Origin of the sequence: Frondihabitans sp. Leaf304 (assembly GCF_001423105.1) — a bacterium.
GTDB lineage: Bacteria > Actinomycetota > Actinomycetes > Actinomycetales > Microbacteriaceae > Frondihabitans.
Map to the genome: position 1 here is coordinate 274,744 of NZ_LMNV01000002.1, position 13,123 is coordinate 287,866.

Here is a 13,123-nt window from a genome sequence, read left to right on the forward strand (position 1 = left end):
TCGTGGTCTCCTAGCTATCGCGGTCTTTTCAGTCTAGTGACGGCTCAGAGAACGATGATCGGGCCTGACGCGAACGTTCAGGAAACGTCGTGCTGATCTGGTCGGTATTGGCCAGGGCGGCTGGTCTCCGACACGCTCGGGGCGGCCGACGGGCCAGGGGCGCAGGATCCGCCACACGTGTGCTGGATCCTCGTCTGCCCGGCACCCGAGCTACCGCGACAGTGCCCAAGTGGTCGTCGGTAGCTTCGGCAGGGGCCCATTTGCGCACTCTCGCGGCGGCGCCACCCGACCACCGCCGGCCAAATAAGTTCAGTCGAGATCGAGGTCGGCCGGCAGATTCGCTTCGGTGCCGGGGATGCCCTCGTCGGCGGCCTTCTTGTCGGCCATGGCGAGGAGGCGTCGGATGCGACCGGCGACCGCGTCTTTGGTCATGGGCGGGTCGGCGTGGTGGCCGAGCTCGTCGAGGCTGGCGTCGCGGTGAGCGAGGCGGAGCTCTCCGGCGTACTTGAGGTGATCGGGGATGTCGGGCCCGAGGATCTCCATCGCGCGGTCGACACGAGCGCAGGCGGCGACCGCGGCCTGGGCCGACCGTCGGAGGTTGGCGTCGTCGAAGTTGACGAGACGGTTGGCCGTGGCGCGCACCTCGCGTCGCTGACGGAGGGCCTCCCAGTCGCTCACGCTCTTGGCAGCACCCATCTGCTTGAGCATGGCACCGATGGCTTCGCCGTCGCGGATGACGACGCGATGCACTCCCCTGACCTCGCGGGCTTTCGCGGCGATGCCGAGGCGACCGGCCGCGCCGACGAGAGCCATAGCCGCCTCGTTGCCGGGGCAGATCACCTCGAGGGCGGCGGAGCGACCGGGATCGGTCAGGCTGCCCTGGGCGAGGAAGGCACCGCGCCAGATCGCCGCCAGGTCTTCGCGGGAGCCGGTGGTGAGACGGTTCGGGAGGCCGCGGACAGGACGTCGGCGGGCATCCATGAGGCCGGTCTGTCGTGCGAGGGTCTCGCCGGCCTCGTGCACGCGGACGAGGTAGTGGCTGGTGCGGCGCAGGCCGGTGGCGGCGACGACCGAGACGTCGCTTCGAGCACCGTAGAGCTCGGCGAGATCTTTGCGGACTCGGCGGGCGAGCAGCGCGCTGTCGAGTTCCGCTTCGACGGCGATGCGCCCGGAGATCACGTGCAGACCACCGGCGAAGCGAAGAACCGTGGCCACTTCGGCGGCCCGCACCGTGGTCTTCGAGACCTCCACGCGGGCAAGTTCTTCTTTGACGTCGGCGGTCTGAGCCAAGGGTGGTTCCTTACGTGGTCGGAGTGGGCGGCCGGGGTGGTGGCCGTCGTGGCGGTCTGCTCGATCGAACAGGTGGATGGCCGAGGGTTCTGGCCATGGGCGTCATGCCCGGGTGGTGGCCCTGAGCCGGGTTGTCGCGGTCAGGAGGAGATCACCGTCTCACTCTCGACCGAGGTCGCGGTGTTTGACGCTGACGGCTACTCCGGGGAGCTCGCGCAGGTGCGCGGCCAGCTCTCCGACGAGGGTCACCGATCGGTGTTTTCCGCCCGTGCAGCCAATGGCGATCGTAGCGTGTCTCTTGTTTTCGCGCTGATAGCCGGCCATGACCGGCTCGAGCGCAGCACCGAAAGCGGTGACGAACTCGCGGGCTCCCGGTTGGCCCAGCACATACTCGTTGACTGCCTTGTCGAGGCCGTTTTGCGGCCGGAGCTCGGGCACCCAGAAAGGATTGGGCAGGAATCGTGCGTCGCCGACCATGTCGGCGTCGGTCGGCAGGCCGTACTTGAAGCCGAAGCTGAGCACCGTCACCTGCACGCCCGGAGTCTCGGGTGCGGCGAAGCGCTCGGTGATGACGGTGGCGAGCTGGTGGATGTTGAGTTCGGACGTGTCGACGACGATGTCGCTCGACTCCCGCAACTCTTCCATTCGGCTTCGTTCGGCCAGAATGCCATCGAGAAGGGTGCCGTCGCCCTGAAGCGGGTGCGGTCGGCGGACCTGCTCGAACCGGCGCACGAGCGCCGCATCGGTCGCATCGAGGAACAGCACCCGGACCTTCGTGGGCATGGACTCCTGCAACGCCCGGACGGCCTCCTGCGCCTCGGAGAAGAGCCGCCCGCCACGCACATCGACGACGGCCGCGATCTTCGGCAACGAGTCGCCGGCCCGCTCAGCCAGGTCGATCAGCGGTCGCAGCATCTGCGCAGGAAGATTATCGACGACGTACCAGCCGAGGTCTTCGAGCGCGTTTCCGACCGTCGACCGCCCCGCTCCCGACATGCCGGTGACGATCAGGACGTCCTGCTGTTCGGTGGTTTCACTCACGGCCGGGCCTCTCGCTGGCTTCTCGACGACGGGGCGAGCTTACCCGGGCCGCGCATCACACAGTCTCTCGTGTTGAAGGCGACAGCGCAGGATCCTGAAGCTCGTCGTGGTCTTCCGGTTCTGTCTCTGAGGTGGCCGGCTGCGACGCCGTGCCCAGCGTCTCGACAATGCTCGCCGCGAGCCTCGGACCGATGCCCTTCACCTCGGAGATGTCGGAGGCCGTGGCCTTCTTGAGGCGCGCCACCGACCCGAAGTGCTTGAGGAGGACGCTGACGCGGGTGGCGCCTAAGCCGGGGATCTCGGCGAGCTGACTCGAGATGTCGCGCTTGCGCTTCTGCCGCTGGAACGTGATCGCGAACCGGTGCGCCTCGTCTCGGATCCGCTGGATGAGGAACAGCGCGTCGGAGTTGCGAGGCAGGATGACCGGGAAGTCGTCGTCGGGGAGCCAGATCTCTTCGAGTCGTTTCGCGATGCCGCAGAGCTGAATCCCGGTCACGCCGAGGTCGTCCATCGCGCGCTGCGCGGCGGCGACCTGGGGCTGGCCACCGTCGACGATGAGGAGATTGGGGCGGTACGCGAAACGCTTGCGCTGCTCCCCCACTTCTTCGACCGGTGCCGTCTCGTCGTCGAGTCGCGCAAGGCGCCGTGTGAGCGTCTGATAGATCGACTCGGTGTCGTCGGTCGAAGAGGGGATGCTGAAGCGGCGGTACTGGTCTTTGCGAGGAAGGCCGTCTTCGAAGACCACCATCGACGCGACGATGTTGGTGCCCTGCAGGTGCGACACGTCGTAGCACTCCATCCGCAACGGTGCGTCGCCCATGCCGAGAGCCTCTTGGATGTCGGCCAGAGCCGTCGAACGGGTGGCGAAGTCGGCACTGCGTCTGGTCTTGTAGAGCATCAGGGCCTGCCCGGCGTTGTTGGACGCCGTCTGCATGAGGTTGGCCTTGTCGCCCCGCTGAGGTGTGTGCAGAGCCACACGCCCTCGGACTCGACCGTCTGTGCTGCCGGTCGTCCGGAGGTTGGAGAGCCAGACCTCGAGAGCCTCGGAGTCGTCGGGCAGGGTCGGCACGACGATCTCACGCGGGAGTTCGGCACCGGCGGCGTAGACGTCTTGGAGAGCCTGCTCGACGATGTCTCCGGTCGAGATCTCGATCTCTTTGTCGATCACCCACGCTCGTGCACCGCGGATGCGACCGCCCCGGACCGTGAAGAGCTGAACCGCCGCGGCGAGCTCGTCTTCGGCCACCGCGAAGAGGTCGAGGTCGACCGAGTCGCGAAGCACCACGGCCGATTTCTCGAGGACCGCTTCGAGGGCGCCGACCTGATCGCGATACTTCGCGGCGTCTTCGTAACGGAACTCGTCGGCCGCGAGCTTCATCTGCTTTTGTCGGTCGGCGATCACCCGACGGTCGTAACTGCCCATGAAGCGGACGAACTCGTCGACGATCACGCGGTGCTCGTCGATCGTCACCCGCCCGGAGCACGGGCCGCCGCACCGCCCGATCTGACCCGGGAAGCAGGGCTTGCCGGTCTCCATGGCCTTCTTGTAGCTCGAGTCGGAGCAGGTCCGGATCGGGAAGACCTTGATCATCAGGTCGATGGTGTCGTGCACCGCCCAGATCTTCGGGAACGGGCCGAAGTACTTGGCGCCCTTGATGCGGGTGTTGCGGGTCACCATCACACGGGGCGCCTCATCGGCCAGCGTGATCGCCATGAACGGATACGACTTGTCGTCACGGAACTTGACGTTGAAGGGCGGGTCGAACTCCTTGATCCAGGTGTACTCGAGCTGGAGTGCCTCGATGTCGGTGCCGACGGTGGTCCACTCGACACTCCTGGCAGTGAGCACCATTCGTCGAGTCCGCTCGTGCAGAGACGGCAGCGGAGCAAAGTAGTTGCTCAGTCGGGCTCGGAGATTTTTCGCCTTGCCGACGTAGAGCACTCGACCGCGCTCGTCGCGCCATCGATACACACCGGGATCGGTGGGAATATCGCTCGCCTTGGGGCGCCAGGAGACAGTGTTCGACATCGCCGCCTACTTCGCCAAGGCCTTGGTGCGCGGGCGTCCCTTCGCCTTGGAGCCCGCCGCGGCGTCGATCGACCCCTTCTTCGCCGGTGCAGGAATCTCGCCCCTCGGCATCGACAAGATCTCGGCGAGGAATCGACCCGTGTGGCTCTCGGGGACTGTCGCGAGGTGCTCGGGGGTGCCCGTCGCCAGCACCCGACCACCGCCGGCACCGCCCTCGGGGCCCATGTCGATCAGCCAGTCAGCCGACTTGATCACGTCGAGGTTGTGCTCGATGGTGATGACCGTGTTGCCCTTCTCGACGAGGCCGTTCAGCACGAGCAGGAGCTTGCGGACGTCTTCAAAGTGAAGGCCCGTCGTGGGCTCGTCGAGCACGTAGATGCTTCGACCGTTGGAGCGTTTCTGCAGCTCCGTCGCGAGCTTGACGCGCTGCGCCTCGCCACCCGAGAGAGTCGTGGCGCTCTGACCGAGTCGGACGTAGCCGAGACCGACGTCGACCAGAGTCGACATGAACCGCGAGATCGAGCTGATCGGGGCGAAGAACTCGGCGGCCTCGCTGATCGGCATGTCGAGCACCTCGGAGATGTTCTTGCCCTTGTAGTGCACCTGGAGGGTGTCGCGGTTGTAGCGATCTCCGCCGCAGACCTCGCAGGCGACGTAGACGTCGGGCAAGAAGTTCATCTCGATCTTGATGGTGCCGTCACCCGCGCAGTTCTCGCAGCGCCCACCCTTGACGTTGAAGCTGAACCGGCCCGGCAGATACCCGCGGGCCTTCGCCTCAACCGTCTCCGCGAAGAGGTTGCGGATCTTGTCGAAGACACCGGTGTAGGTGGCCGGGTTCGACCGCGGGGTGCGGCCGATCGGGGCCTGGTCGACATGCACGACCTTGTCGAGGTTGTCGAGGCCGGTGACCCGAGTGTGCTTGCCGGGGATCTGACGAGCGCCGTTCAAGTTGTTGGCGAGGACCTTGTAGAGGATGTCGTTGACCAGCGACGACTTTCCGGAACCGCTCACCCCGGTGACGGCGACGAAGGTTCCGAGGGGGAAGTCGACCGTTACGTCAACGAGGTTGTTGGCCCGCGCGCCGACCACGGTGATCATGCGCTTCTTGTCAATCGGGCGGCGCTTCGTCGGCGTCGCGATGGAGCGTCGCCCCGCGAGATAGTCACCGGTGTATGACGACGTATTGGCGAGGAGCGCCTCGTAGCTCCCCGAGTGCACGACCGTGCCGCCGTTGACGCCCGCTCCGGGGCCGATGTCGACGATCCAGTCGGCGGTGCGAATGGTGTCTTCGTCGTGCTCGACCACGATCAACGTATTGCCGAGGTTCTTGAGCTTCACGAGAGTGTCGATCAACCGACGGTTGTCGCGCTGGTGCAGACCGATCGACGGTTCGTCGAGCACGTAGAGCACTCCGGTCAGGCCGGAGCCGATCTGAGTCGCCAGACGGATGCGCTGGGCCTCGCCACCGGAGAGGGAACCGGCCGACCGAGAAAGCGAGAGATAGGTCAGGCCGACCTCCAGCAGGAACTCCAGTCGGACGCGGATCTCACGGAGCACCTGAGCTGCGATGCGCGCTTCCCGGGTGGTGAGCTCGATGTCGTTCATGAAGGCGAACGAGTTGGTGAGGCTGAGCTCGGAGACGTCGGCGATGCTGTGGCCGTTCACCAGCACAGCCAGGACCTCGGGCTTCAAGCGCTTGCCCTTGCAGACGACGCAGGGAATCTCGCGGAGGTAGCTGGCGTAGCGCTGGCGCTGCGAGTCGCTCTCGGCCTCGGCGTACTTGCGCTCGATGTAGGGCATGACACCCTCGAAGCCGGTCGAGTACTTCATCTCGCGGCCGAAGCGGTTGCGGTAGCGAACGGTCACTTCGAAGTCGTTGCCCTCGAGCACGGCTTTCTGCACCTCGGGCGACAGATCGCGCCAGGGGGTTTTCAGCTTGAAGCCGAGGTCGCCCGCCAAGCCCTCGAGGAGCTTCTGGAAGTAGTTGTAGAGGCCCTTGCCCGACTGGGTCCAGGGGAGGATCACGCCCTCGGCCAGGCTGAGCTCTTCGTCGCCAAGGAGGAGGTCGGAGTCGACCGACATCTTCGTACCGAGGCCGGAGCACTCGGGGCACGCGCCGAACGGGGCATTGAACGAGAAGGTACGCGGTTCGATCTCGGTGAGCTGAAGCGGGTGGTTGTTCGGGCAGGAGAGCTTTTCGGAGAACGTCCGGTAGGCGGCCGTGCCGACCTCGTCGACGAAGTTAATCGTCACGAGGCCGTCGGTCAGGCGAAGGGCTGTCTCGAGCGAGTCGGTGAGACGCTGCAGCATGTCGTCGGAAGAGACGAGGCGGTCGACGACGACGGAGATGTCGTGCTTGATCTGCTTTTTGAGCTTGGGCGGCGAGCTCAGCTGGATCTGCTCGCCGTCGACGATCGCACGGGAGTAGCCCGACGACGCGAGCTCTTTGAAGAGGTCGACGAACTCGCCCTTCTTCTGCGAGATGATCGGACTGAGCACCTGGAAGCGGCGCCCACTCTCGAGGGTCATCAGCTGGTCGGCGATCTGCTGCACGCTCTGCTTGGCGATCGGCTCACCACAGACGGGGCAGTGGGGCACGCCGATGCGCGCCCAGAGAAGGCGCATGTAGTCGTAGATCTCGGTGATCGTGCCGACTGTCGAGCGAGGGTTGCGGTTCGTCGACTTCTGGTCGATCGACACGGCAGGGCTCAGGCCCTCGATGAAGTCGACGTCGGGTCGGTCGACCTGGCCAAGAAATTGACGAGCGTAGGCCGAGAGCGACTCGACGTAGCGCCGCTGCCCCTCGGCGAAGATCGTGTCGAATGCGAGGGACGACTTGCCCGATCCGCTCAGGCCCGTGAAGACAACCAGCGAGTCTCGAGGGATGGCGAGATCGACGTTCTGGAGGTTGTGGACGCGCGCGCCTTGAACGCTCAGAGTCGAAACGTCACCGGGATCGGCGATGCTCGCGTGAACGGTGCTGAAGTCGACGGCGGTGATGTCGCTGCCCTCGATGCCGGTGGGAGCGCCATCGCGTTTCTCGGAACCCCTGTTCTGGGAGCCCCGGTTCGTGGAGTCACGCTTCTGAGACACGCTGGCGGCCTTGTTGGCGGGTGAAATCGACACTCTGTCCATTCTAGGGAGGGGGCCTTCGTGAGGCGGTGGTGAGAAAAAGTGGAGGCTCAGCCGATGATGGGCTGCAGGCGGGTGAGACGGGCGGAGAGGTTCCAGAGCCGCGCTGCCGCCCTCCGGTTGCGAGCGTGTTTCTTGGCCCGAACGACCGCGGGAGCGCCGGTGAGCTGGAACCACCCGTCTGGCCCCCAGTATTCCCCGCCGGCGACGTCGGCGCCCGTCGCCGCCAGCGTCAGCGGGCGAGCGCCCTGGTCTTTGCCCTGAGAAACCGTGCGCATGAGCCCCACGACGGGTGCGGGCAGCCATCGCCGCCGGACGATGCCGGGGCGCTGCTCGGTGAGGTTTTCGAGGGCGAAGCCGGGGTGGGCGACGATGCTTCGAACCGATGAACCCGCCTCGCGGAGACGGCGGTCGAGCTCGAACCCGAACGTCATGACAGCGAGCTTCGACCGGGCGTAGGCCACATAGTTGCGGTAGCGGCTCACCATCATGGGATCGTCGAGGTCGAGCCGGACCCACCGGTGGCTGATGCTGCCGAGGTGGATGATCCGCCCCGCGTCAGCGGCCGTCAGGTCGGGGAGCAGGTGAGCGATCAGAGCAAAGTGCCCGAGGTGGTTCGTACCGAACTGCAGCTCGAAACCGTCGGCCGTAGTGGCGCGCTTCCGTGAACCGACGACTCCGGCATTGGCCACGAGGGTGTCGACCGCTCCCCCGGACCGGATCTCGAGGGCGGCCCGGCGGACCGAGTCGAGGTCGGCCAGGTCGGCGACGACGATCTCGAGATCGGCCCCGGGAACGCGCTCGCGTACGCGGGAGGCAGCTGCCTCGGCCCGGCCCCGATCACGGCACGCCATGACGACGGTCACTCCCGTGGCGGCAAGCTGCTCGGTCACGAAATACCCGAGACCGGCGTTTGCTCCCGTGACAACGACGCGACGCCTCGGCGACCCGTCGTCGGACTCAGCGGACATGCCCGGCCGCCTCCATGCCGCGAAGGTCTTTCTTCAACTCGGCGACCTCGTCGCGGAGACGCCCGGCCAATTCGAATTTCAGCTCGGCCGCGGCTTGGAGCATCTGGTCGTTGAGGTCGGCGATGATCGATTCGATACCGCCAGCGGCGGCAGCGGCCTTCCCCTCACGGCGCAGGTTCGGCGTCGGGGCCCGCTTGGAGCCCTGCCGGCCAGCGAGGAGCTCGGCCGTGTCGGCGCCCTCCCGGGCCAGGATCTCGGTGATGTCGGCGATCTTCTTGCGGAGCGGCTGCGGGTCGATGCCACGCTCCAGGTTGTAGGCGATCTGCTTGTCGCGGCGCCGCTCGGTCTCGTCGAGAGCCTGAGCCATCGAATCGGTCATCTTGTCGGCGTACATGTGCACCTCACCCGACACGTTGCGGGCTGCGCGGCCGATCGTCTGGATGAGCGACGTCGACGATCGCAGGAAGCCCTCTTTGTCGGCGTCGAGGATCGCGACGAGAGACACCTCGGGAAGGTCGAGGCCCTCTCGAAGAAGGTTGATGCCGACCAGGACGTCGTAGACGCCCTGGCGGAGCTCGGTCAGGAGCTCAACGCGACGAAGCGTGTCGACATCGGAGTGGAGATACCGCACCCGGACGCCGGCTTCGGTGAGGAAGTCGGTGAGCTCTTCGGACATCTTCTTCGTCAGGGTCGTGACGAGCACCCGCTCGTTTTTGTCGACCCGGATCTTGATTTCTTCAAGGAGGTCGTCAATCTGGCCTTCGGACGGCTTGACGATGATCTTGGGGTCGATGAGGCCGGTCGGGCGGATGATCTGCTCAACGACGCTGTCGGTGATGCCGAGCTCGTAGCGCCCCGGGGTCGCCGACAGGTAGACCTTCTGGCCGACGCGGTTGAGGAACTCCTCGAACTTGAGAGGGCGGTTGTCGAGCGCGCTCGGAAGGCGGAAGCCATGGTCGACGAGGGTGCGCTTTCGTGAGGCATCGCCCTCGTACATGGCACCGATCTGGGGCACGGTGACGTGCGACTCGTCGATGACCACGAGGAAGTCGTCGGCGAAGTAGTCGAGCAGACAGTGCGGAGCCTCGCCCGGTTGACGGCCGTCGATGTGCGCCGAGTAGTTTTCAATGCCGTTGCAGAAGCCGATCTGCTCCATCATCTCGAGGTCGAACGTGGTGCGCATGCGCAGCCGCTGCGACTCGAGCAGCTTGCCCTGCTTGTCGAGCTCGGCGAGCCGCTCGGCGAGCTCCTCTTTGATCGTGCCGATGGCGCGATGCATGACATCGGTGCCCGCCACGTAGTGCGACCCGGGGAACACGGAGACCGCGTCGATCGTGCGGACGACATCACCCGTGAGGGGATGCAGGTAGTACAGCGCCTCGATCTCGTCGCCGAACATCTCGATGCGAATCGCGAGCTCTTCGTACATCGGGATGATCTCAATCGTGTCGCCTCGCACGCGGAAGTTGCCACGGGAGAAGTCGATGTCGTTGCGCTGGTATTGCATCGCCACGAATCGCCGAACGAGCTGGTCGCGCGGAATCGACATACCGACCTGGAGGGCGATCATCGCCTCCATGTACCCCTCGGGGGTGCCGAGACCGTAGATGCAGGAGACGGTCGAGACCACGATCACGTCGCGCCGGCTCAGGAGCGAGTTGGTCGTCGAGTGACGCAGCCGTTCGACCTCGGCGTTGATCGAGGAGTCTTTCTCGATGAAGGTGTCGGTCTGAGGCACGTACGCCTCAGGCTGGTAGTAGTCGTAGTACGACACGAAGTACTCGACTGCATTGTGCGGGAAGAGCTCACGGAACTCGTTGGCCAGCTGGGCCGCCAGGGTCTTGTTGTGGGCCAGCACGAGCGTGGGGCGCTGCACCTGCTCGACGAGCCACGCCGTGGTCGCCGACTTGCCCGTGCCGGTGGCGCCGAGAAGGACGACATCGGTTTCTCCGGCGTTGATACGGCCGGCGAGCTCAGCGATAGCGGCAGGCTGATCGCCGCTCGGCTGGTACTCGCTGACCACTTCGAAGGGGCGCACACTGCGAGTCGGTTCCATAGAACAAGTCTACGAGCGACCGCCGACACTCGTCCGACTCGAGCAGCCCGCCCCGGGGTGCTGGGAGCGAACAGGCGTCGGATCCTCGGGTATTTTCGGGCCGTCCCGCCTACTGTCGACACACCTTCGCGCGGGCAAGAGCCTGCAGTCTCTCGGCAAGTTGATCGGTCTGTTCGAGAGTCGACTCGATGCTCGTCGAGGAGTCGACGACGTCGTCGGCCACAGCGAGCCGGGCCTCGTCGGTCGCCTGCGCATCCACGCGGCGTTCGGCATCGGCCCGGGTCATTCCGCGCAGGTCGACGAGGCGCGAGATGCGCTCGTCACGCGGCGTGTGCACGACCACGACGTGGTCGAAATCCCCCGCGCCGCGAGACTCGACGAGCAACGGAACGTCGTACACCACGACCCGGGAGGCGTCGTCTGCAACTGCCTCGCGCATGCGCTGCTGGCTCAGCTGACGGACGGCGGGGTGAGTGATCGCCTCGAGAGCGAGTCGGGCATCAGGATCCGCGAAGACGATCGACCCCAACGCGGCCCGGTCGAGCGAACCGTCGTCGCTCAGCACGGTCGGCCCGAATCGCTCGGCGATTGCCCGGAGCCCGGCGCTGCCCGGCTCGACAACTTCGCGCGCGAGCTTGTCAGCGTCGATGTGCGCCGCGCCGTGGCTGGCGAGCCGCGTCGAGACGAGAGTCTTGCCTGCTGCGATCCCGCCGGTCAGCCCCACTACGAACACAGCAACACCCTAGTGCCCGCCCGAGGAGATCGGCTGGTCGGTGTCGCCGCCACCGTGATGGCGAGATGGCCGAGACGACGGGTATCGGCGCTCGAGCTGGGAGATCCGGCCATCTCGCGCGGCCAAGGGTGGCACCACCGCACTGCCGCACTGCCGCGCCGCTCAACGCCGAACGGCGACCCACCCGAGGGTGAGCCGCCGTTGCGGATGCCGAGCCCCGAGGGGCTGGCGGTGTGACTAGTTGTTGCTCGAGAGACGCTCACGCAGAGCGGCGAGCGACTCGTCGTCGGCGAGCGTGCCGGCACCCGAAGCGGACTCGGCCGAGAAGGACGAACCGGTCGGAGCCTCGAACGCGGTGGCCTCTTCGACGAGCGAAGCGGCAACCTGCTTCTTGTGTGCTTCCCAGCGAGCCTGGGCGGCAGCGTAGTCCTGCTCCCACTTCTCGCGCTGGGACTCGAAGCCCTCGCGCCACTCGTTGGTCTCGGGGTCGAAGCCCTCGGGGTACTTGTAGTTGCCCTGGTCGTCGTACTCCGTGAGCATGCCGTAGAGAGCCGGGTCGAACTCGGTGCCCTCGGGGTCGACACCCTCGTTGGCCTGCTTGAGGCTCAGCGAGATGCGGCGACGCTCGAGGTCGATGTCGATGACCTTGACGAACACCTCGTCGCCGACCGACACGACCTGCTCGGCGAGCTCGACGTGCTTGGCGGAGAGCTCGGAGATGTGGACGAGACCCTCGATGCCGTCGGCGACGCGAACGAACGCACCGAACGGAACGAGCTTCGTGACCTTGCCGGGAGCAACCTGACCGATGGCGTGCGTACGAGCGAAGACCTGCCACGGGTCTTCCTGGGTGGCCTTGAGCGACAGCGACACGCGCTCGCGCTCGAGGTCGACCTCGAGGATCTCGACGGTGACCTCTTGGCCCACCTCGACGACCTCGGAGGCGTGCTCGATGTGCTTCCAGGAGAGCTCGGAGACGTGGACGAGACCGTCGACGCCGCCCAGGTCGACGAACGCACCGAAGTTGACGATCGACGACACGATGCCCTTGCGGACCTGGCCCTTGTGGAGGTTGTTGAGGAACGAGGTGCGGCTCTCGGACTGCGTCTGCTCGAGCAGAGCGCGACGCGACAGGACCACGTTGTTGCGGTTCTTGTCGAGCTCGAGGATCTTGGCCTCGATCTCCTGGCCGAGGTACGGCGTGAGGTCGCGCACGCGGCGAAGCTCGATGAGCGACGCGGGCAGGAAGCCTCGGAGACCGATGTCGACGATGAGACCGCCCTTGACGACCTCGATGACCGTTCCGGTGACGACGCCGTCGGCGTCTTTGATCTTCTCGACGTCTCCCCAGGCACGCTCGTACTGAGCACGCTTCTTGGAGAGGATCAGGCGGCCTTCTTTGTCTTCCTTCTGGAGGACGAGGGCTTCGACCGTGTCGCCGACGTTGACGACCTCGGTGGGGTCGACGTCGTGCTTGATCGAGAGTTCGCGAGAGGGGATGACACCCTCGGTCTTGTACCCGACGTCGAGGAGAACCTCGTCGCGGTCGATCTTGACGACGGTGCCCTCGATGAGGTCTCCGTCGTTGAAGAACTTGAGAGTCTTTTCGACCGCGGCAAGGAAGTCTTCAGCAGATCCGATGTCGTTGATGGCGACCTGCTTGGGTGCCTTGGTCGTTACGATTGTCATGTAGTGGTTGCTCCGTTTTGGGCATTTCTCGGGCCGCATCTCGCTGACATGGATCGACCGGAGTCGGCGTGCCAGGGGTGTGTGAGAGTGCAGCGTGCGGATGATTCGACGCAGTTTGCGCCCAGCGAGTCTAACGGCTAGTCGGCCCCTCGATCAACCTGCGGCGCGCGGGATGTCAGTGA

At 65.8% G+C, this 13,123-nt stretch carries 8 protein-coding genes; all 8 read right to left on the reverse strand.

Annotated features, from left to right (window positions below; genetic code table 11):
• Positions 1-309: 309 nt before the first annotated feature.
• The 8 genes from whiA to rpsA all read right to left on the reverse strand — a co-directional run bounded on the left by whiA (position 310) and on the right by rpsA (position 12,941).
• Positions 310-1,290: a DNA-binding protein WhiA gene (gene whiA / locus ASF54_RS01245; RefSeq protein ID WP_055957811.1), complete on the reverse strand. Its 981-nt coding sequence runs from the start codon at positions 1,288-1,290 to the stop codon at positions 310-312.
• Between the two features lie 159 nt (positions 1,291-1,449).
• Positions 1,450-2,331: an RNase adapter RapZ gene (gene rapZ / locus ASF54_RS01250; RefSeq protein ID WP_055957812.1), complete on the reverse strand. Its 882-nt coding sequence runs from the start codon at positions 2,329-2,331 to the stop codon at positions 1,450-1,452.
• Positions 2,332-2,386: 55 nt separating this feature from the next.
• Entirely contained in the window at positions 2,387-4,360 is a 1,974-nt protein-coding gene (gene uvrC / locus ASF54_RS01255) for an excinuclease ABC subunit UvrC (RefSeq protein WP_084815862.1), read from the reverse strand.
• A 6-nt stretch (positions 4,361-4,366) separates the two neighbouring features.
• On the reverse strand, positions 4,367-7,324 hold the full coding sequence (uvrA, locus tag ASF54_RS01260) for an excinuclease ABC subunit UvrA (protein WP_084816108.1): 2,958 nt from the start codon (positions 7,322-7,324) through the stop codon (positions 4,367-4,369).
• A 218-nt stretch (positions 7,325-7,542) separates the two neighbouring features.
• On the reverse strand, positions 7,543-8,463 hold the full coding sequence (locus ASF54_RS01265; RefSeq protein WP_055957816.1) for an SDR family NAD(P)-dependent oxidoreductase: 921 nt from the start codon (positions 8,461-8,463) through the stop codon (positions 7,543-7,545).
• Positions 8,453-10,519, reverse strand: a complete 2,067-nt coding sequence (gene uvrB, locus ASF54_RS01270; protein ID WP_055957819.1) for an excinuclease ABC subunit UvrB — start codon at positions 10,517-10,519, stop codon at positions 8,453-8,455. The genes ASF54_RS01265 and uvrB overlap by 11 nt, the downstream gene beginning before the upstream one ends.
• 109 nt (positions 10,520-10,628) lie before the next feature.
• Positions 10,629-11,252, reverse strand: a complete 624-nt coding sequence (coaE, locus tag ASF54_RS01275; RefSeq protein ID WP_055957822.1) for a dephospho-CoA kinase — start codon at positions 11,250-11,252, stop codon at positions 10,629-10,631.
• A 237-nt stretch (positions 11,253-11,489) separates the two neighbouring features.
• Positions 11,490-12,941 carry a 30S ribosomal protein S1 gene (gene rpsA, locus ASF54_RS01280; protein WP_055957825.1) on the reverse strand — a complete coding sequence of 484 codons (1,452 nt, stop codon included), beginning with the start codon at positions 12,939-12,941 and terminating at the stop codon, positions 11,490-11,492.
• Positions 12,942-13,123 lie beyond the last annotated feature (182 nt).